Origin of the sequence: Thermoactinomyces mirandus (assembly GCF_013868055.1) — a bacterium.
Classification (GTDB): Bacteria; Bacillota; Bacilli; order Thermoactinomycetales; family Thermoactinomycetaceae; genus Thermoactinomyces; species Thermoactinomyces mirandus.
The window spans coordinates 1-19754 of record NZ_JACEOL010000022.1 but is presented as its reverse complement, the minus strand read 5'-3'; the positions used below and the strand labels follow the sequence as shown (position 1 = coordinate 19754).

The 19754-nt window shown below is 38.3% G+C and carries 25 protein-coding genes and 3 pseudogenes; 27 read left to right on the top strand and 1 reads right to left on the bottom strand.

Annotated features, from left to right (window positions below; translation table 11 throughout):
* Positions 1-20 precede the first annotated feature (20 nt).
* From H2C83_RS06760 to H2C83_RS18110, 5 genes and pseudogenes are all read left to right on the top strand, one after another.
* Positions 21-1178, top strand: a complete 1158-nt coding sequence (locus H2C83_RS06760) for an alpha/beta hydrolase family protein (protein WP_181739076.1) — start codon at positions 21-23, stop codon at positions 1176-1178.
* Positions 1179-1916: 738 nt separating this feature from the next.
* Positions 1917-2948 (top strand): alpha/beta fold hydrolase, encoded by a 1032-nt coding sequence (locus tag H2C83_RS06755; RefSeq protein ID WP_181739074.1) that lies wholly within the window; start codon positions 1917-1919, stop codon positions 2946-2948.
* Positions 2949-3000: 52 nt separating this feature from the next.
* The gene (locus H2C83_RS06750) at positions 3001-3591 is read left to right on the top strand and encodes a TetR/AcrR family transcriptional regulator (protein WP_181739072.1); all 591 of its coding nucleotides are present in this window, start codon (positions 3001-3003) and stop codon (positions 3589-3591) included.
* 527 nt (positions 3592-4118) lie between these two features.
* Positions 4119-4673, top strand: a complete 555-nt coding sequence (locus H2C83_RS06745) for a hypothetical protein (protein ID WP_181739071.1) — start codon at positions 4119-4121, stop codon at positions 4671-4673.
* A 206-nt stretch (positions 4674-4879) separates the two neighbouring features.
* Positions 4880-5323, top strand: a pseudogene (locus H2C83_RS18110) (methyltransferase domain-containing protein); the annotation flags it as partial.
* Between the two features lie 422 nt (positions 5324-5745).
* On the opposite strand, the gene H2C83_RS18495 reads toward H2C83_RS18110, so the two are convergent.
* Positions 5746-5865: an IS66 family transposase zinc-finger binding domain-containing protein gene (locus H2C83_RS18495; protein WP_181739069.1), complete on the bottom strand. Its 120-nt coding sequence runs from the start codon at positions 5863-5865 to the stop codon at positions 5746-5748.
* Positions 5866-6102: 237 nt separating this feature from the next.
* Here H2C83_RS18495 and H2C83_RS06730 point away from each other — a divergent pair, with 237 nt between their 5' ends.
* From H2C83_RS06730 to H2C83_RS17320, 22 genes and pseudogenes are all read left to right on the top strand, one after another.
* Positions 6103-6519 carry an NUDIX domain-containing protein gene (locus H2C83_RS06730; protein WP_246333790.1) on the top strand — a complete coding sequence of 139 codons (417 nt, stop codon included), beginning with the start codon at positions 6103-6105 and terminating at the stop codon, positions 6517-6519.
* Positions 6483-7763 carry an amidohydrolase family protein gene (locus H2C83_RS06725; protein WP_181739065.1) on the top strand — a complete coding sequence of 427 codons (1281 nt, stop codon included), beginning with the start codon at positions 6483-6485 and terminating at the stop codon, positions 7761-7763. The genes H2C83_RS06730 and H2C83_RS06725 overlap by 37 nt, the downstream gene beginning before the upstream one ends.
* Before the next feature lie 46 nt (positions 7764-7809).
* On the top strand, positions 7810-8418 hold the full coding sequence (locus tag H2C83_RS06720; RefSeq protein ID WP_181739063.1) for a hypothetical protein: 609 nt from the start codon (positions 7810-7812) through the stop codon (positions 8416-8418).
* 48 nt (positions 8419-8466) lie between these two features.
* Entirely contained in the window at positions 8467-9927 is a 1461-nt protein-coding gene (locus H2C83_RS06715) for a B12-binding domain-containing radical SAM protein (RefSeq protein WP_181739061.1), read from the top strand.
* A 44-nt stretch (positions 9928-9971) separates the two neighbouring features.
* Entirely contained in the window at positions 9972-10217 is a 246-nt protein-coding gene (locus tag H2C83_RS06710) for a hypothetical protein (RefSeq protein ID WP_181739059.1), read from the top strand.
* Positions 10218-10357: 140 nt separating this feature from the next.
* On the top strand, positions 10358-10744 hold the full coding sequence (locus H2C83_RS06705) for a hypothetical protein (protein WP_181739057.1): 387 nt from the start codon (positions 10358-10360) through the stop codon (positions 10742-10744).
* A complete protein-coding gene (locus H2C83_RS06700) occupies positions 10686-11207 on the top strand; it encodes a hypothetical protein (protein WP_181739055.1) in 522 nt (173 codons plus the stop codon). The genes H2C83_RS06705 and H2C83_RS06700 overlap by 59 nt, the downstream gene beginning before the upstream one ends.
* A gap of 240 nt (positions 11208-11447) precedes the next feature.
* Positions 11448-11831 (top strand): CdiA family toxin C-terminal domain-containing protein, encoded by a 384-nt coding sequence (locus tag H2C83_RS06695; RefSeq protein WP_181739053.1) that lies wholly within the window; start codon positions 11448-11450, stop codon positions 11829-11831.
* 2 nt (positions 11832-11833) lie between these two features.
* Positions 11834-12226 (top strand): ribonuclease toxin immunity protein CdiI, encoded by a 393-nt coding sequence (gene cdiI / locus H2C83_RS06690; RefSeq protein WP_181739051.1) that lies wholly within the window; start codon positions 11834-11836, stop codon positions 12224-12226.
* 163 nt (positions 12227-12389) lie between these two features.
* A complete protein-coding gene (locus tag H2C83_RS06685; protein ID WP_181739049.1) occupies positions 12390-13115 on the top strand; it encodes a hypothetical protein in 726 nt (241 codons plus the stop codon).
* Between the two features lie 20 nt (positions 13116-13135).
* Positions 13136-13510: an immunity 22 family protein gene (locus tag H2C83_RS06680; protein WP_181739047.1), complete on the top strand. Its 375-nt coding sequence runs from the start codon at positions 13136-13138 to the stop codon at positions 13508-13510.
* Positions 13511-13802: 292 nt separating this feature from the next.
* Positions 13803-15338, top strand: coding sequence for a CdiA family toxin C-terminal domain-containing protein (locus tag H2C83_RS06675; protein WP_181739045.1), 1536 nt, complete (start codon positions 13803-13805; stop codon positions 15336-15338).
* Positions 15339-15352: 14 nt separating this feature from the next.
* Positions 15353-15745 carry a ribonuclease toxin immunity protein CdiI gene (gene cdiI / locus H2C83_RS06670; RefSeq protein WP_181739043.1) on the top strand — a complete coding sequence of 131 codons (393 nt, stop codon included), beginning with the start codon at positions 15353-15355 and terminating at the stop codon, positions 15743-15745.
* An 89-nt stretch (positions 15746-15834) separates the two neighbouring features.
* A complete protein-coding gene (locus H2C83_RS17330) occupies positions 15835-15972 on the top strand; it encodes a hypothetical protein (RefSeq protein ID WP_220184049.1) in 138 nt (45 codons plus the stop codon).
* A 129-nt stretch (positions 15973-16101) separates the two neighbouring features.
* Positions 16102-16380: pseudogene (locus H2C83_RS18490) on the top strand (HNH endonuclease); the annotation flags it as partial.
* A gap of 14 nt (positions 16381-16394) precedes the next feature.
* A pseudogene (locus H2C83_RS18720) lies at positions 16395-16804 on the top strand (SMI1/KNR4 family protein).
* 319 nt (positions 16805-17123) lie between these two features.
* Complete coding sequence (locus H2C83_RS06655; RefSeq protein ID WP_181739037.1) at positions 17124-17531, top strand: hypothetical protein; 408 nt, start codon at positions 17124-17126, stop codon at positions 17529-17531.
* Positions 17531-17845: a hypothetical protein gene (locus tag H2C83_RS06650; protein ID WP_181739035.1), complete on the top strand. Its 315-nt coding sequence runs from the start codon at positions 17531-17533 to the stop codon at positions 17843-17845. The genes H2C83_RS06655 and H2C83_RS06650 overlap by 1 nt, the downstream gene beginning before the upstream one ends.
* On the top strand, positions 17827-18540 hold the full coding sequence (locus H2C83_RS06645; RefSeq protein ID WP_181739033.1) for an AHH domain-containing protein: 714 nt from the start codon (positions 17827-17829) through the stop codon (positions 18538-18540). Before H2C83_RS06650 ends, H2C83_RS06645 begins: the two co-directional genes overlap by 19 nt.
* A gap of 29 nt (positions 18541-18569) precedes the next feature.
* A complete protein-coding gene (locus tag H2C83_RS06640; RefSeq protein ID WP_181739031.1) occupies positions 18570-19124 on the top strand; it encodes an imm11 family protein in 555 nt (184 codons plus the stop codon).
* Between the two features lie 148 nt (positions 19125-19272).
* Entirely contained in the window at positions 19273-19560 is a 288-nt protein-coding gene (locus tag H2C83_RS06635) for a transposase (RefSeq protein WP_181739029.1), read from the top strand.
* Positions 19561-19574: 14 nt separating this feature from the next.
* On the top strand, positions 19575-19754 hold a 180-nt coding region (locus H2C83_RS17320), incomplete at its 3' end, for a hypothetical protein (RefSeq protein WP_220184046.1).

Genomic DNA, 19754 nt, shown 5'->3' with positions numbered 1-19754 from the left:
TCTATATGGAGGCGGCTGATATGACAAGTAAACTTAAAACAAAAATTCCTGTGGGTTATTTTCATTTCCATGATGATGTAGGCCTCAATTTTCAGTTCAACCGGGCACTGGTCAACCAGTGCCCCATGGATGAAATGATGGAAGCGGCTCAGAATATAAAAACATATGCGGATGTCAAAGATATTATGACCGTTTTGGCCGAAAAAGCTCTGGCTGAAGGACGGGTCCTGAACGCATCATTTTATTGTCGTTTTGCTGAGTTTTTCTGTTTTGGGGACAGCGCTGAAAAAAAGCGGCTGTTCGATCAGTTTATACAGCTTTTTTATAAAGCATTGGAAGCCGATATGATCGAACGTCATAAAATTGAATATCCGGGCGGTTTTCTGAAAGCTATACGGGTCAAACCTGACAGATCAAAAACAGGAACGGTGGTTGTTCATGGCGGCGGCGATTCATTTGTCGAAGAATTCTACCTTTCTGTCAGGGGACTTATTGATGAAGGGTTTGAAGTTATTATGTTTGAAGGACCTGGGCAGGGTGAACCATTGCAGAAGTATAACATCAAGATGACCCATGAGTGGGAAAAACCAACGAAAGCAGTGCTTGATTATTTTGGCCTTGATAACGTAACGCTTGTTGGCATTTCCCTTGGCGGTTATTTTGCCTTGCGTGCTGCCGCATTCGAGAAGAGAATCAGGCGAGTTATCGCATGGGATGTGGTATATGATTTTTTCGAGTGTGTTATGGGTAGAAACGGAATGCTGAAATATTACATAATTAACGCTCTAGTATCAATTAATGCAAAACCAATCATAAATTGCATAGCCCGCAGGCAAATGCGGGGAAAAGAAATGGAAAAATGGATTTATGACCAGATGATGTATACGTTTGGAGCCGAAACACCATTTGATTATCTGAAAACCCTGAAAAGATACAGGTGCACAAAAGATATCTCAAGCAGGGTGTCGCAGGATGTGCTTCTTTTGGCCGGAGCTGATGATCACATCATACCGGTAAGGATGTACGATCGACAGTTCAAAGCCCTTGTAAATGCCAGAAGCGTTGAAGGACGTATTTTTACAAAAGAAGACCATGCCTCAAATCATTGTCAGGTCGGCAATATAGGACTTACATTGAACTATATTATTGATTGGATAAATAGAAAGAGTTCTGAATGAGTCACATGAATCGTGAGGCTATAAAATATTTCGTGTAAATAGTTTGCTCGGTTTGTCTCCATGAACAGTTGCTAAAAATAGACCACAGACATCAATTCCATCAACTCAACCCATCTGGAGACGGTTGTCTTGATGTCAGGCAAATGATAGACAATAAGCCTGGAAAGGGCTTAAATCAAAGGTTTTCAGACTATCGATAATAATAACCGATTGCTGGAAACCTTATATTTTTACCTTTTAATTAGCCCCGGTAAAAAAGCGTTGTAGGTTGAGACTAGAGAACTGCTTTTTGCCTTCCGTTTAGTTGATAGGTATCATGAGCTTTGATATGCTCGATAGTAACTGGAAGACTCTGAGTCTGTGCCAGTGATATTCGCCAGGATTGTAGTTGATATATTCTTAAATGTCTGAAAATGGGCATTCATCTGAATGGCTACCCAGTAGTGCTTTGTTCACTTAGATTGTGAAACACCCCATCTGCAATACATTACTGGGTGCCAATAGTTTTTAATTCAGTTTTGGTTGTATCTTTGTGATTTTAGGAGCTCCATGATTCTGCTGATATTCATTTTATATTTTCATGATTCTTTTCATAATTGCTCCTTGCGTTTTTGTTTACCAGAAGGAAGTCTTTTAGATGATTCATAAAAATAGTAGTTGACAACTTTTAATTATTTCACTATACTCATTATGAGTGAGCCGCTCACTCACTAGGTTATTATAAAAAGGAGGATACAAATGAGCAAAAAAAATATTCTATCAGATATAATTTTTCGTAAATATAATCAATTAAAAAATAAAAAGAAACTTGAGATTAATACTTCTAATAAAATCGTTGAGAATCAATATGTTAATATAGGAGGTATTGAACAATGGATTTCAATTCGTGGAGAAGATTTTAATAATCCAGCTTTATTGTTTATTCATGGAGGGCCAGCTTCTACATATACCATCTTTAGCCCTTTATTACGTTCATGGGAAAAATATTTTACTATTGTACATTGGGATCAACGTGGAGCAGGAAAGACTTTTGGCAAGAACAAAGAAAGAGGTAGTGGACTCATCAGCTTTAAAAGACTTGCTCAAGATGGGATAGAGGTGACTGATTATATATGTAAAAGATTAGGGCATCCAAAAATAATTCTTATTGGAAGTTCATTAGGAAGTTTGATTAGCACAATAATGATAAAGGAAAGGCCAGACCTGTTTTTTGCGTATGTTGGTACTGACCAAAATGCTCCAGATCCCAAATTCATCTCATATCAACTACAGCTTAATACCTTAAAAGAAGTTGGAGATACTAAGGGAGTTCAACTGATTGAGAAGATGGGTCCAGATTTTTCGAAATGGAGTCGTAAAGATTATGATGAACTCAATAAACATATTATTAAATCTATTGACAAAGTTCCTAATATGATTATGGATCTAATATTTCCTTATATGATTTCTTCACCTGATCATAAAATACGTGATTTAATTAATATATTTAAAGGAATGGATTATTCTTTAAATTACTTATTTGATGAATTAAGGACATTTGATATACGAGAAGTTGGTATGAAATTCGATTTGCCATTTTTTGTTTTTCAAGGAGACACAGATATATTAACACCAACTGAAACTGCCAAGGCATACTTTAATGAAATTGATGCTCCACACAAGGAGTTTGTACTAATAAAGCAAGCGGGACACCTGGCTTGTTTTGCTAGACCCAATCAATTTCTTGAAGAATTAAATAAACGGGTAATGCCATGGTGTAATACTAATTAATTATCTTAATGATACAATAGAATGAAAAATATAATAATTGGAGGAAAATAAATTGTCCCCATTAAATAAGGAACAGTTAGAACAAATACGTGTTGAGCGAAAACAGCAAATTAAGCAAGCAGCACTAAAAGTATTTGCACAGGAAGGGTTTGCTGGAACAAAGACAAGTATGATAGCTTCAAATGCTGGAATTAGTGAAGGTCTGATTTATAAGTATTTCAGGTCTAAGGATGAGCTATATTCTGAAATAATAGAAGAATTAATAGAGCATGCCAATAATAACTTTAGAGAAATTAATAATCTACCTGGAACTCCTTTTGAGCAAATCAAGGTATTAACAGAAGGTATGCTTGATAGGAATAACAAGTATGCCTTCATGCTTATTTTGAAGGCTCAAAGAGATAAAGATATTCCTGGGAAATCCAGGCAGATGCTAAAACAACATTTTGACAACGCTTTAATCGATCAACTTATACCTATTTTTGTTAAAGGGCAGGAATTAGGAGAATTCGTAAAAGGTGACCCTCAAAAGATACTATCATGGTATTTGTACATCATAAACAGTTTAATTATGCAAGACGTATGGGAAGAACAGTATGCGATGCCAACAGTGGAGATGTTAATGAGGTTTTTATCAAAATAAGTCAAGAGATATACATCTACATCCTTGCAGTTATTGTCAAGCAGCTACTGTAACAATTCCTTTAACCCTTGTGTTAAAGTAGAGAAACTTTTGTTGGTGGTAATACTTTTTTTGTTAGTGGAAGCGATGCAAGCAACGACAAAAGTCTTATGAACATCAATTCCACAACAGATTTGATCACAATTTTTAAAGCCATAGGAACTCCTTCTGAACCAGGAGGTTCTAAAGAATTATAGGGAGTAGACGGAATACTTAGGATTAAAACGAGAGTTGTTTTAACAAAGATAAAGTTACGTGATCAAGTCATACTTATTTGTACTTGAACAAACATTCTACACATATATAAATACAGTACATATATAAATACAGTCATCCAGTGATTAGAACGGCCCACTTACCTCAGTACAGATTTTTCAGCGACTTTCTTCCTCACAACACTTACTTCTTGGTGGTGGTGTGGATTATTAGCGCCATAGGCAGCACCGTATTTAAGAGGCTGGATTTGAATTGCTTGTGAATGGAGAGTGATGATGGTGTCTTCAAGAAAGATTTATGTTGTCCTCATACGGAGCACAACCGTACTGTCCCGGCTGATACACTATTTCAAAGGGGACGAATATACTCATGCTGCACTGGCATTCGACAAAGAATTAAACTATATGTTCAGCTTCGGCAGACGTAGACCGGGCAACCCTTTTGTAGGATGTTTCAAGCGCGAAAGGCTTGACGAGGGTGTTTATAAAAACGCTCCCACCCTGCCGGGAGTTATATTCGCAATTGATGTAACCACGGAACAATACGCGAGAGCATTTGATCTGATTGTAAATTTTCTGCTTGACAGCCATATGTATAAATACAATTATTTAGGTCTTTTCGGCAATCTGTTCCATAGAAATTTCAGGAATGATTACAGTTTCTTTTGTTCCGAGTTTGTATACCATATCTTGTTTGAGAGTGGCATCTGTGACCTGAAAAGACCACGTGAGCTTGTCCGCCCGCAGAATTTGCTTAATATAGGCGGGGAAATTGTATATGTGGGTGATTTGAAACACTACAACAGTAAAAACGAGAAGGCAGCATAATAAAGAAGATACACGCCGCCTGGTTGAAATAGATGATAAAAACGCGCACATAATCGCCAGGTTTTTGGATTTTGGTATGATTTTTAATTTAATTTATTCAATGTAACAACCCTGTCAACAGCATTCTTAACCCGTACAAGAATTGCTTTGGACAGGTCTGTCTTTTGTTGAAAATAAGAGGTAGGTGAGATGTGATAGTGAAAAATATGATGAAAGATATGAGGAAAAAGAAAGATGTTGGCATTTATGGCTTGGCAGCAAAATGGTATGACAGAAATTCCCGTAAAAGCAGGCTTGCGGAAATGCGGGAATATGCCGATGAAGTTGCAGCGCATGTTGGTAAAAACGCAAATATTTTGGAAGTTGCGCCTGGGCCGGGTTATTTGGCAATCGAGCTTGCAAGGAAAGGTTTTAATGTAACAGGTGTCGAGATCAGTCCGGATTTTGTAAAAATTGAAAAAGCCAACGCAAAGGAAGCAAATGTGTCGGTTGATTTTAAAGAAGGCAATGCATCAAAATTACTTGTGACGATAACTTTTTCGATTTTATTGTATGCAGTGCAGCATTTAAAAATTTCAAAGAACCCGTGAAAGCATTGAATGAAATGTACAGAGTGCTTAAACAGGGCGGAATATCCCTTATCATCGACATGAATCATGAGGCAAGCGCAGAAGATATAGAAAATGAAATCAAAAAGACAGGAATGAAAGGGTTTGACAAATATTTTGTGAAATTTTCATTTAAAAATTTTCTGAAACAAGGTGCATACACAAAAGAAGGGTTTGAGCAATTAATAAGAGAATCATATTTTAAAGACTACAAGATCAGAAAAGAAGGCATAAGCTTGTATGTCTATCTTTATAAATAAATGAGATTGGAAGATAAAACAGAAAAAGGATGTTTTTAGAGCTGGAAAGGAGAATGTGATGCTTCTCCATGAAGTCTGGGAGGAGTACAACCGGAGCAATCGCGGCTGTTGGAATTACTGTCTAAGAGATTTCAAAAACAATTATTCCGGAAGAGTTTGTATGGATGACCGGTTGGAGCAACAAAAAATACCGGAGGAAGCGATTCAGGCATTAAAAATTGTGGAGGGAGTTGCTTGGCAACAAGTTGGTTGCTGTCGTTTACAGTGTCGACAGGCATAGACATGACGAACGTACCTGATTACCTTCACTTTGGCGAGAATCACTTTTTTCCCAATGAATTTCGGTGCTCAGTGCATACTTCAGGCGATGGAAGTGCGCCACAAGATTCTTCAATATTTTTCACAGTTTTCTTTCGCATTCTCACACTAATTGATAGGGGATGTTGGTTACCTTCCCCTACTTTTATTGTACAAAATTCCCACTAGTATTTACACAGCGGAAAATAATGATTATTATGTACGTTCTATATCACAAGGTCTAATAAGGATGATTAGGAAGTGATGAAAATGGAAAAGAATATCGCAGTTGCAGCAAAATGTGCTTTAGTAAAAGATGATAATCAGGTTTTAATTCTTGAGAAAACGCCAGAAGAAATGAAGGGAGATGCATCGAAAAGTAGTTACGATTTACCTGGAGGGCGTGTTAAGTATGGTGAAGAAATTGAGGCAGCTCTGAAACGCGAACTTGAAGAAGAAACGGGAGTTTTCTGTGATCAATTTGAATTAAAAACAGCTTGGTCTGTCATGCGACCTGATGGAGTACAACTGCATATTCTCCTGTATAAAGCGCATTACAACAATCAAACAATTCGACTAAGCCCTGAGCATGATGGTTATCAATGGGTAGGATTGGGAGATGATCTGATATCGACAATGCCAAGTTGGATTACAAGAGCTGTTGCGAAGGCTTTGACGTAGTCGGTAATAAAACCATTGGGTTTTTAAACGGTAAATTTTTACTTGGATCAGAACAAAAACTCTCTATTTTTCAGGGGCATTGCAAGGTTCAAAATGGAAAGATTAAGAGTTTTGATCAAGATTCTACAGGATACGATGTAGTGATTGATTTAAAAGGGAGTTTAGTAACACCTAGTCTCATTAATGCACATGTTCATTTAGGTGAGACTCTTTTTCAAGGATTGAAAGGTAGATGGAGTTTAGAACAATATTTAATGCTGGCTGAACGTTGGAATAATCAACTAGATGGTATGAAAGAAGATGCATGGATTCACTCTGCTCATGTTACAGTAAATGAGATGATAAGATATGGGACAAGTGTTTTTTGTGCTGCAAGAAGTGGTGAGATTGCACAGAAACATGGGTTAATGGCTTTTTCGGGTTATCCATTAATGGAGTCAAAAAAGTTAAATTCCTTCTTAATTAATGGTTTTGAGAAGTATGCTCAATTTGTAGAAAATACAATAATTTTAGGTCATCGACCCGGAATTTTCCTTCATTCTCTATATTCGAATAGACCATCTACATTGGAACTCGCACGTAAATGTTTATCTTACGCCTCGAGTTTTTTAACAATTCATATTGCTGAAACGATTGAAACAAGAAGAAAAGTAATAGATAAATGGGGTAAGCCCGATATTGATATCCTCTATCAATATGGGATGCTAGATGACAACACTATCTTGGTACATGGAGGATATTGCTCCTTAGAAGAATTAAAGGTGATCTCAGGTATGGGTTCTAAACTTGTACTATGCCCTGTATCAAATCAACGATTGGGGACAAAGTGTTTAAACCCGAATGTATTGGAAAGTGAAGGGATCAAATGGTGCTTGGGAACAGATGGACTGGCTACTGGAATAACCGCAGATTTATTTCAGCATATGAGGTTAATGAAAGGAATGTTTTCTGATATTGAAGAGTGGAAGTTATGGGCTTCGGTTACCTATTGGGCAGCACAAGTATTAGGAATAGAGGATTCAAATGGTAAGTTAGATGTGGGGTTTAATGCTGATTTTTGTGTTTTCCAAGCAGAGACACCTGATTCAGTAGAAGAAATTCTTCATTGGCTTGTATTTCAAGAACAGAAACTCTTAACTCTATATATTAAAGGGTATAAAATAAAAGCCAAAAAAACAGAAATCCCTTGTTTGTACAAACCTAAACAACCATTAACTATAAATATTCTAACCCAGTTGAAATAAGTGATAGGTCAATACAAGCAAACTTTTGAATGGGGGTGAGGATATTATGGGGAAGCTCATTGTATTAGAAGGAATATGTGGAAGCGGCAAAACGACTTTATCAAATAAAATAATTTCGGAATTGAAAAACAAGGGAATTCCATGTATCTACAATCATGGAGCTTTCACTTATAGCAAAATAGGAAGATCATTCAAAGAGATAGCTAGTAATTATCCTATTCTAAAGAGAACAATTTATTATATCTCCGATTTATTGCAGGATTACTACAATGTCATAAAACCTTATTTAGAAAATGATTTCATCATTCTCCAAGACCGATATATTGATTCTATTTGGGTATATAACGAATGTCTAGGAATTATTGATGGTCAGGACTATTCAATAAAAGAAGTATTTGATCACTTTCTTTCATTGAATGTGTTGCCACCGCCTGATTCAATCATTTTTTGTTATTGTCCAACTTGGGAAATTTTTAAACGCTTAATGGCTAAGCCTAATTCAAATATTCACTCAATGTATCTAAATCAACCAGAGCTTATTTCCATGATGCAAATAAAATACGATGAAGCATTATCTGAGAGGCAAGGGCTAATTAAAATTGACACGAGTAAAAATTATGATGTGACCTCCATTATTAATCAGATTCTCCCTTAACTGATTGTGAATAAGCAAATATTCAATAAACAGAGGAGGTAACGTTTTATGTATTCAGTCACATTGGTTAATCTGCCAACCTCATCTTTGAGAAAGCCTGCCGAGCATAGTGGAATAGCATCTTTACATGCGTATCTTTTTTCAAAAGGGATTGATGTAGCCATTATTGATGCTTATGCAAATAATATCGATATTGAAGAGTGTTGGTTGTTACTTAAACAGAGAATTGATCGTCATCCACGTATGATTGTTGGCTTTTCTCCCTTTGTTACATCAGTAAATGAGTTAATTACGCTTGGTGAAAGGATTAAGAATAATTTTCCTGATGTTCTTATTATTGTGGGTGGTCATTTTGCAACTTTTCATAAAGAGTATTTATTAAGGGAGTACCTCTGGCTTGATGCAGTTGTCGTTGGAGAAGGAGAATGTTCTTTATATGAATATACCGTATCTCCCTCTAGTAATATCCCAGGCGTTTTGAAACGAAATACCCCATTTATCCCTCGCCCACGAATTCGAAACTTAGATATCCTACCTTATCAAACTCGTTATTTACCTCCAGAGAAGCTGAAAGATGAACCCTTAAGTCTGGTAACAAGTAAAGGCTGTTATGCAGCATGTACGTTTTGTAGCATTCCTACTTTTTATCGAAATAACACTGGATCAGCGCAATCAGTTCGTTCAGTAGATCATCTGATGAGTGAGATTAAAGCATTAATCCAGCTGTATCAAAAGAATTCTTTTAAGATTGTTGATGACAATTTCTTTAGAATTACCGATAAAAATGACCAATTTCTAGTTGATCTAGTTGCAGAAATAAAAAAGCTGGGCATAGATTTAATCTTTCGACTCTCGGCTAGGCCAAATGACCTTACGGAGTCACGTGTAAAGCTCTTAAAAGAAATGGGAACAAACGTAGTAGCTATAGGTGGAGAATCTGCTCACGAAGATTCACTTGTGTTATTTAACAAAAGGTTAACTGTTGCAGATTCTAAACGGGCAGCTAGAGTTCTTAAAAAATATGGAATAACGCCATTAATGAACTTCATTACTTTTGATCCAATTTTAGATATTGATGGGTTGAAGTTAAACCTTGAATTTATTAAGGAACACATGACTTTTTGTGTCTTTCACCGCATTAATTCTCACCTGTGGTTACGCTCTACTGATCCCATACTACAAAGATTAGTTGATTTGGGATTGGTTACAGGAGACATCAATTCATTCCCCTATGTTTCGTATAGTTATAAACATCCAGAAGTGTTTTTGATCAAGAAATACTTCGATTATTATTGCGCCCAAAACATGAGAGATTATTATGCTGTCGTTGAAACATTAATGGCTCCAAATGAACCGCCAACTGATAAGACTTGGAAGAAGTATCATGAATTTATGATACAGGATACAAAAATGTTGGAACAATTAATTAAACGTTGTGAAGAGGGGACTTTAAAAGAAACCGACATCATCACTAAAGAGTTGTTTGATGATTTAAGATTATTTGTATAGTAATCGCAGGGACAAAAGTATTTTATCAAGGGAGTGGTCACTTGATGGGGAAGAAACCGATTGTAGACCCTTTGGAACATTATAAAAGGAATGTGGGTCCAATTGAAAATAAAGAGCTTGATGAATGTGAGATTGATATTGAAAATATTGGATGGACTTTGGGGAATGATTGTCCGTATCGTTGTAAACATTGTTATTCCATGTCAGCTCGAAAGAAAGGAATGGATTTTAATCCTGGGATTGTAGATCGTGTTATAGATCAGGTACATAAAAGTAGATGTGTACTTTGAATCATGGCCGGGGATTCACCCCTCTTGTCATTTCTATCATCATAGAGACACGCGATCTGGATAAAAACCTCTTTTCCATCAAACCCCTCTTGACATAATATAAATTTATAAAAATAGACGACGGAGGAGGAAGAAACAAATTGGGAAGCTTTTCTTCCTTTTTTGCAAGGAAATTTCGCCGGGGAATCATTTTTCTTTTTGCCATCCTGGTTGGAACAGGGATATTGGGCAGCAGCGGCCAGGTTTATGCCGGTGGCGGCACTTTTGACGTTCCGGAGATCAATGACCATTTTGATCAGGTCAACCCCAGTCCGGAACCACAGAAACCCGCACCCGTAACCCAACCGGCCAAGGAAGATAGCGGGTTTTGGGACTGGATCACAAAGAGAGAAAGCGTCTGCCGCTTTGAACTGGAGCAAAGAAACAGCTTCCGCTTTCTGGGATGGAATTGTGGATATGTTCTCCAAAATGACCGAAGTGACAGTCGACGCTCTTTCAGCTGTATGGGACTGGATTCTGGAGCATGAAACCTTTAGTTTAGTCGCTTTAACAATACTTGGTATTGCAGCAGTTATTTTCGGTGGAGGCTTTGTTTCAGCAATCGGTATTGGAATCTTTGGCGGGGAAATTCTTGGCGGGATCGTTTCCTGGTTTTCAGGAAATGAGTTTATGAGTGAAGCGATGCTGGAAGACATGCTGATCTGGGGAATTGCTTCAGGAATCGCAGCCATCGTTTTTAAATGGGTATCATCCTTTGTTGCAGGACTCCCGTTTGTTGCCGCCATTGCCGGGAAGGTGCCATGGTTGGGTAAAGCCTTACCAAAAATGTTTGCTAGTGCTGTGGGTGGAGGTACTGATCAAAGCATTATTGATTTTCTTAAAGGCCAGTTCAGCTGGAAGAAAACGGTGGTGTGGCATTTGTCCTTGTTTTCGGCGGGAAATACGTTGGCAGCCATTCGGATAATATTATCAAGTGGATCAATAACGTAAATATAGCACCAGCCACTCAATACTTTGCTGATGGTACGTCTACTGCTCCAAAGTTCATTGGAGATACCCCACTGGGTCAATGGTTGCAGAAGTTTGCTTCTGAGAGCGGAGAACATGGAACCACCATCGGCAGTTCCACTGTGCGGATTACAGTACAATTTGCAGAAGGCTTTGATGATCATTTAATCAAAGGAAATGGAATAGGGAAAGGCAAACAGGGAGTAATTGGAGCCCATAATTATGGAGGAATTTGTTCGGACGTTAAAAGAAACGGGGGTAGATATTCATAATTTAATTATCAGCAAGAAACAAAGCTCTAAATTTCCAGGGCTCTACAATATTGAATATAGAGTTCCATCTCTGACATATGATAAGAGTGGAAACTTGGTTCCATCTGGTAAGTTTAAAATAGTAAATTATCCCAAGACTGTGTATGACCCTGAAGTTTATTCGGATCAGCAAATGATTCAATGGGGAAAAGAGGCCATGCAAGAAGGAATTAATGCAAATAGAGTTAAAGGAAGATTAGTTGAAGGATATAGCACAAATGGAATGAAATTCGCAGGATATCTAGATAGACAAGGAAAAATAAAAAACTTTTATCCTGTAATCAAGGAGGAGTGAAAATGTACAATTCTGAGGACGAAAACTATAAAATTATGGAGACAGTTGAAGAAAAAGAATTGTTTATAGATTGTTATTTTAGTCTTATTGGAGATTATAATTTTATAGCTGCTTTAACCAGATTTAAAAACAAAACAGGTTTTGGAATTGAGGATATTATGATTTTATTTTATCCGGATTATGAAGAATGGGAAAAATACCGATGTAAAGAAAATGAAGTTGCTCTGTTAATGTATTATCCTGCCGCTGAGGAAGATACCATTGGTTACATGGATTTTGAACAATTTTATCCGTATGTTTATCACTATGGACAAAAATTTATCCTGAAGCATCCGGAGAAAAAAGAAGAAGTAACCCGACTTTTAAAGGAAATCAAGGAGAGTTGGGGGATTTAACAGTTTATTTGGCAGAGATGACAAAAAGTCACCTCTGCCTTTTTTATAACTCCGTGCAATTTACAGCCATTGTTGTTGAATGGGTAGCGGTTTCTGCAGCCGGAACGCCACTTGTTTTTCCATCGCCGGGAAAAGTACCCTGGCTGGGTAAAGCCCTGCCCAAATGTTTGGAAGTGTGGCAATGGCAGGAACCGATCAAAGTATCATTGATTTTCTTAAAGGCCAGTTCAGCTGGAAGAAAACGTTTATTGCTGCCGGTGTGGCATTTGTCCTCGTCTTCGGCGGGGAAACCCTTGGCAGTCATTCGGATGACATTATCAAGTGGATCAATAACCGGAATGTCCCGGAATTTGCACAGTCTTTCGTAAATAGCGGGGATTCCTTGGCAACTACGGCATCCATGAAGATTGGAGATACCCCATTAGGAGAGTGGTTGCAGAAGTTTTCTTCCGGTAGTAATCGTAATGTTAATCTTGGATTTGTTCCAAGTGTAAAGAATGGTGAATTTAACAGGTGGTTTAATTCATTGACACCTGATGAATTTGATCAAATATGGGCTGATTCTAACCTAAGAAAAGCTATTAAAAGTAGACTTAGACATCCAGGTGGTTTACATGAGTGGCTACTAGTCTCCCGAGCTCCTACTTTTAAGCGTTGGGGTGTAACTGCGGAACAAATTAAAGAACTACGAACTGCTATAAGTGATGTGAAGTTTGTTAATCCAAAAGGAGCACATGGTAGAAAAGGATCTACGAAGGCTCATAATGAATTACTAGAGGTCATTGATTCCTCATCGGATTATAATACGTTTAAGAGACGTCTTCAAAACTGGGCTAATTATCGGCTGGAAGGTGGAGCTGAATCTTTACCAAGAGGGCTTAGACCATAAATTCCAGGGGGAGAGCGGATATGGAGAGAGAAGGATTTGTATCGTTGTTTATTGGCAACTCCATTTCATATGAAGAACTTCAAAAATACGTTTCGGGTAATTATACTGAAGACGGAGATACAATACCTTCGCAATTTGAGAAGGACTTTGGTATCGATCACTATGATGATGATTTTAGAGAAGTTGAATTTTACAGTGAATCATTGGATGACTTACGCATTCTTCTTGAAGGTTTTTCTTATGATGAGAAAATAGTTCCGGAGTTTATCGATATTTGTGGTGATCGTTTAGATCAGAAAGTAAACTCAGTTATTTTGCTTTATGACTTTCAATACATTGGAAATATAGCCAGAGCAAGTCAGTTTCAATTTTTGGGGACTGTACAATATAAATAGTTATGAATGCCTTGAATAAGTAAGTAGTAATCTTACGGCTTTTCTTTTAGTAAAGGACCAGGTTAACAGCCCAGTTCTTTTGTTTTCCTTAAGCCCTTATGAGGAACAAAAATTAATTTTTTGAATTAAAGAAATCAAAAATGTTATTTATAATTTAACGCCTTGTGATCGGCGTTTTTTGCTTTAAGTTACATAATAAATTTATGAATTTTAATTAAATCCCTTTTCCATCAATTACCTCTTGACGTAATATAGATTTATACAAATAGGACAATGGAAGGGGAAGAAACAATTGGGAAGCTTTTCTTCCTTTTTTGCAAGGAAATTTCGCCGGGGAATCATTTTTCTTTTTGCCATCCTGGTTGGAGCAGGGATATTGGGCAGCAGCGGCCAGGTTTATGCCGGTGGCGGCACTTTTGATGTTCCGGAGATCAACGACCATTTTGATCAGGTCAACCCCAGTCCGGAACCAGAGAAATCAGCACCCGTAACCCAACCGGCCAAGGAAGAAAACGGATTTTGGGACTGGATCACCGAACCCATAGCGGATGCCTGGGAATGGACAAGAGACAAAGCGTCTGCCGCTTTGAACTGGAGCAAAGAAACAGCTTCCGCTGTTTGGCATGGGATAGTTGACGTTATCTCAAAAATCACCGAAGTGACAGTGGGTGCCCTTTCAGCTGTATGGGACTGGATCCTGGAGTATAAGGGAATCGTGGTTGCGATCTTAAGTATTGTGGGTGTTATTGTCGCTGTGATTGGATTTGCCGTTGGGTCTTCCCTGGCATTGTTCATAGGTGGAAGTATCCTGGTGGGTGAGCTGATCAGCGGGCTCTTGTCATGGATATCAGGAAATGAGTTATTTAGTGATGAGATGTTGTTTGATATGCTGGTTGGAGGCATCGCAGGAGGAATTTCCGCCCTGTTTGGTTGGGTAGCCGGTGCAGGGGCTGCCGGGAGCAGCGTGGTTCGTTGGCTGGGTACCAGGATCCCCTGGCTGGGAAGAATCTTTCCGAAAATATTCGGTGGCAGCGTAGGAGCAGGAGTCGATCAAAGCCTGTGGGATCTATTAAGGAACGGGAAAATCAATTGGGTGAGAACGGCCATCGCCACAGGTTTGGGTTTTGTCCTCGTCTTCGGCGGGGAAACCCTTGGCAGCCATTCGGATGACATCATCAAATGGATCAATAACCGGAATGTCCCGGAATTTGCACAGTCTTTCGTAAATAGTGGGGATTCTTTGGCAACTACTGCATCCATGAAGATTGGAGATACCCCATTTGGAGAGTGGTTGCAGAAGTTTTCTGCTGAGAGCGGAGAAAGTGGAACCACCGTCGGCAGTTCCACTGTGCGGATTACAGTACAATTTGCAGAAGGCTTTGATGATCATTTAATCAAAGGAAATGGAATAGGGAAAAGGAAAAAAGGAGTGATTGGTGCCCATAATATGAAGGAATTTGTTCGAACGTTAGAAAAAGCAGGAGAAAATATCAATCATTTAATTAATAGTAAAAAACAACATCCAAATTATCCTGGATTATTTGACATAAAATACAGGATTCCAACCCTAACCTATGACAAGAGTGGGAAATTAGTTCCTTCCGGTCAATATAAAGAGATTGATTATCCCAAAACTGTGTATGACCCTGAAGTTTATTCGGATCAGCAAATAATTCAATGGGGAAAAGAGGCCATGCAAGAAGGAATAGATGCTGGAAGAGTAAAGAACGGGAGATTTGTTGAGGGATATAGTTCTAATGGCATGAAGTTTGCCGGGTATTTAAATGACCAAGGTAAAATTAAAAACTTTTACCCTGTAGCCCAATGAGGAGGTCTATATAAATGTATAATTCTGAAGACGAAAACTATAAAATTATGGAGACAGTTGAAGAGAAAGAATTGTTTATAGATTGTTATTTTAGCCTTGTTGGAAACTATAATTTCATCAATTGTTTAAACAGATTTAAAAACAAAAAAGGCTTTGGGATAGAAGATTTTGGTATTCTTTTTTATTATAGCTTTGATGAGTGGGATAAATACCGATGTAAAGAAAATGAAGTTGCCCTGATCATGGATTATCCTGCCGCTGAGGAAGATACCATTGGTTACATGGATTTTGAACAATTTTATCCATATGTGTATCAACGTGGGCAAAAATATATTCAAAAACACCCAGAGGAAAAAGAAGAAGTCTCCTGTTTGTTAAAGGAAATCAAGGAGAGTTGGGGGATTTAAAATTTTATTGGGCAGAGATGACAAAAAGTCACCTCTGTTTTTTTATGTTTTTTATAACTCTGTTAGCAATTCACAGCTATTGTTTTTGAATGGGTCATCCTTTGTTGCAGGGATTCCACTCATTGCTTCCATTGCCGGGAAAGCCGTGGCTGGGCAAGGCGCTTCCCAAAATGCTTGGAAGTGCTGAGGGGGAGGTACCGATCAAAGTATCATTGTCTTTTTTATGATTGTTTTTTATAACTCTGTTTTGACCAAAATGGATTTCCTGATTTCAGTAAAGTAGCCATAGCAAATATGAATCTCCCGAGAAACTATTGGTCTGCGAAAGACAGAGGTAGTTTGAATCTCAGTTTCAGTATTTGAATAGACTATTAGCTAAAAAGATCGAGACGAACCCTCAACTTCAGCAGGAAATGCGATTAACTGATCGGGATGTTGCAGAGTTAAGACGTGGCCGAAATCCGATTGGTTATCTTTGGTATCATCATCAAGCCTTTGGTAGAATGCAGTTAGTTCCATCCAGTCTACATCGTCAAATTGGACATGTTGGTGGGAGAGATAAATGGGGTGGAGGAAATGTTGCACGAATAAGTGGGAGAGTAGGAGACGATCAATATCCTAACTCTATAAATTAAGTTGGTGATAATTTGTGAGTAAACAATTGGAATGGCTATATTCTCATGGAGATGTTGGGCTGCCTGATATTAGAAAAGTGGAGGAGCAATTGGGTATTCGTTTTCCTAGTAAATATGTTGAGATTATTTTAAAGTATCATCCAATAAGGGTGTCTCCTGATGTTCTGTACTTGCCCGGTGAAGAGATATTGTGTTATCCGACTTTGCTTCGTTTAATCCTGAAACTGAATATGGCCTTTATATTTTGCATATTTATGAGCATATCAAAGATCGATTAGTAGATCATATTTATCCTTTTGTAGATGAGGTATCAGGGGATTGCTTATATTTTGACTATCGGGAAGGAAAAGAAGAGCCGAAAATTGTATTATGGGATCACGAAGAAGCTGCTATTGATAAAGAAAAAGGGCTTTTTCCAATTTGAAATTCGTTTGGGGAACTACTTGAGTTACTCAAAAAAGGTTAAAGATTGGTGTAAATAAGGCAGAGGGGAAATCCTCTCACCCGTTTTACGGGTGGTCATGATTATCTGGCTGCTGTGTATCATTACTTTCGGCGAGCATAATTTTTTATGCAAGATATCATCGCTTAAAATGCGATGGCTTTTAATATTGACAAAAATCATAAAAGAATTAATATTCCTTCGAAAAACCAAACGTATATTACTATCATTTGAATGTTACATAAAAGTTGAAGGGGAAATGAAGATCAAAAATGAAAGATCTACAGGAGGTTTGACAGGCGTGAAAATGCATCTGCGCTGGTTCTTTGCCCTTCTTATCATGTTGACCGGGTCATTTGCATTTGCAAGTGGCGTGGGTTATGCTAACCCCGGTGGATTTGATGTTCCCGAGGTGCATGAAGATTTCGGGCAATTTGACCACGCTCCCGGTTCGCAACAAGAACAGCCGATCAATGACACAGAGGTCAAGCAAAGGAAAAAGGAACCTGGGACAAGCTCACCGAATCAGTCAAGGAAGGATGGAAATGGACCAAGGAAAAGGCTTCAGCTGTCTGGGATTGGACAAAAGAAAAAGCATCTGCTTTTTGGGAAGAGATTAAAAGTATCATTTCCAGGATTGCCGATGTTGTCGTGGATGCCCTTTCGGCTGTTTGGAACTGGATCCTGGAGCACAAGGGAATTGTGGTAGTGGCTTTAATCATTGTTGGCATCATCGTCGCTGTCATCGGATTTGCCGTTGAAGCAGCTATCGCTGTGGCAGCTGGTGTGGGTATTCTGGGCGGTGTGATTATAAGCGGACTTTTTTCATGGATTTCAGGAAATGAGTTATTTGGCGATGAGATGTTGCTGGATATGTTGTTTGGGGACATTGCAGGAGCCATATCCGCTTGTTTGGCTTGGCAGTCGGTACAGGAGCTTTTGCCAGCAGTGTGGGCCGTTGGCTTGGGACCAGGTTACCTTGGCTGGGAAGAGCATTTCCAAAGATGTTTGGCGGTGGTGTGACGGCAGGAGTCGATCAAAGCTTGTGGGATCTTTTTAAGACCGGGAAAGTCAATTGGAAGAATACGGTTATAGCCGCCATATTCGGGTTTACTGTTGTTCTCGGCGGAGAATATCTTGGCAAACACTCGGATGATATAATCAAATGGATCAATAACCGGGAGACCCCAAGCTTCTCACAATCTCTCGTCAAGAGCGGCAACTCTTCGGCCATGACCGCTCCAACACGCATTGAGGATACACCATTTGGCCAGTGGTTGCAAAAGTTTGCGGCTGAAGGGAATAGTCAAACAGGGAATAATATTACTGTAAGACAACCACCGAATGGTGGAAAGTGGGGAAATGTAGGCAAATTAAGAACTAATTTAGAAAATGCGGGTGAACTTCAGCCTCGAAAGGGATGGGCGGCACATCATATTATTCCTGCAGATGATGCGAGAACTCCCGAAGCTTTAAGAGTACGTCAACTATTTGATCAAGTAATCGGAATAGAACATGTGAATGAATCATTTAACGGTGTTTGGTTACCTCATATGCGGCGCGTAGATGGGTATATATACCATCGGGAAATTCATACAAAAAAATACTATACCGAACTTGAAGAAAGGTTGAGATTAGCAAAAGATCGTGAAGAGTTTTTAGAGATACTGGGTGATATAAAAGAAGAGATTGTAAATGGTACTTTTCCATATAAATAACAAATATATAAAAGAAAGGATGTTTAAAATTGAAGGTTTATAAATTGTCTCCAGACTATCGATTTAAGTCGATGATGTATTATAGCAATAAAGATGCTGAATATTTTACATATGTTTATGATCACTATTGGAATAAAGAACCAATAACCCCGATTTGGAAACCTATCCGGCTAAAAGTATCAGAAATAGATAAGGATAATCCAAATCCATTACCAGATTGCTTGTTGATGTTAGGGGATGTTCTTATATTCAGCGAAAAGGGAAAAAGTCATGTAAAAAGACATTTATCAGATTATGGGGAGTTTCTGCCACTTATTAGCGAGTGCGGTAGTTTTTATGCATTTCATTTGCTTGAACAGATCAATGCTTTAGATGAAGAAAAATCTGAAGTGCTCCGGTTTAAAAGCAGTGGAAGAATAAAAAGGATTACAAATTATGTTTTTAAACCTAATCAGATTGCTAGTAGGTTGTTATTTAAAATACCACAAAATCCAGCTGCTATATTTGTTACTGATGAATTTTTATCTTTGATTTGTGACAGCGGATTACAAGGTTTTGATTTTAAATTTCTTTGGGAAGGTTGAGGATGTAATAATTATTAAATAAAAAGATACTGTTTTTATTAAAGTGTTCGGTTTTGCTTATCGACATTGGTTGAATTGGTATAATGACCCCATAATCTTCCAGACAAAGTTTAAGTTATAATTGAGGAAGAAGAAAGGGGTCGTTTTAATGGGAAGGAGAAAATGGACAGCTAAACAAAAAATGGAGATTGTGTTAGCCGGAATGACACCAGGAGCAAATATCTCTGCTGTATGCAGAGAATACGGAATATTACAACCGCAATATTACAAGTGGCGAGAATCCTTTATTCAAGGTGGGCTATCTGCCTTGTCCAGTGGTCCATCTAATAAAGAAGGTGAACTGGAAAAAGAGCTAAAAGAAGCTAAGGCTCTGATTGGTGAGCAAGCCATGCAAATTGAGATTCTCCGAAAAAAGACGAATTGGGGTCGAAGGTAAGCACTCGAGAGCTCGTGCAAACCTTGGTAGAAGAAGGGTATTCGATCCCACAAATTACGAAGGCCCTTCGTATAAACCGCACCTATGGATACGAGCTAATAAAAGAGAAAGCGCCAAAAAAGCGTGTACAGAATGACGAAGCGTCGCTTCGTCAAAAGATTCAAGAGCTTTGTGGAATGTTCCCAACCAATGGA

Coding starts and splice junctions, on each gene's coding strand:
- H2C83_RS06685 (WP_181739049.1), top strand. CDS start 12,390: ATGTTTGGAAGTGTGGCAATGGCAGGAACCGATCAAAGTATCATTGAT.
- H2C83_RS06730 (WP_246333790.1), top strand. CDS start 6,103: ATGAAAATGGAAAAGAATATCGCAGTTGCAGCAAAATGTGCTTTAGTA.
- H2C83_RS17330 (WP_220184049.1), top strand. CDS start 15,835: ATGGGTCATCCTTTGTTGCAGGGATTCCACTCATTGCTTCCATTGCCG.
- cdiI (WP_181739043.1), top strand. CDS start 15,353: ATGTATAATTCTGAAGACGAAAACTATAAAATTATGGAGACAGTTGAA.
- H2C83_RS06700 (WP_181739055.1), top strand. CDS start 10,686: ATGACCGAAGTGACAGTCGACGCTCTTTCAGCTGTATGGGACTGGATT.
- H2C83_RS06710 (WP_181739059.1), top strand. CDS start 9,972: ATGGGGAAGAAACCGATTGTAGACCCTTTGGAACATTATAAAAGGAAT.
- H2C83_RS06760 (WP_181739076.1), top strand. CDS start 21: ATGACAAGTAAACTTAAAACAAAAATTCCTGTGGGTTATTTTCATTTC.
- H2C83_RS06755 (WP_181739074.1), top strand. CDS start 1,917: ATGAGCAAAAAAAATATTCTATCAGATATAATTTTTCGTAAATATAAT.
- H2C83_RS06645 (WP_181739033.1), top strand. CDS start 17,827: ATGTTTGGCGGTGGTGTGACGGCAGGAGTCGATCAAAGCTTGTGGGAT.
- H2C83_RS06635 (WP_181739029.1), top strand. CDS start 19,273: ATGGGAAGGAGAAAATGGACAGCTAAACAAAAAATGGAGATTGTGTTA.
- H2C83_RS06680 (WP_181739047.1), top strand. CDS start 13,136: ATGGAGAGAGAAGGATTTGTATCGTTGTTTATTGGCAACTCCATTTCA.
- cdiI (WP_181739051.1), top strand. CDS start 11,834: ATGTACAATTCTGAGGACGAAAACTATAAAATTATGGAGACAGTTGAA.
- H2C83_RS06745 (WP_181739071.1), top strand. CDS start 4,119: ATGATGGTGTCTTCAAGAAAGATTTATGTTGTCCTCATACGGAGCACA.
- H2C83_RS06715 (WP_181739061.1), top strand. CDS start 8,467: ATGTATTCAGTCACATTGGTTAATCTGCCAACCTCATCTTTGAGAAAG.
- H2C83_RS06695 (WP_181739053.1), top strand. CDS start 11,448: ATGGAGGAATTTGTTCGGACGTTAAAAGAAACGGGGGTAGATATTCAT.
- H2C83_RS06720 (WP_181739063.1), top strand. CDS start 7,810: ATGGGGAAGCTCATTGTATTAGAAGGAATATGTGGAAGCGGCAAAACG.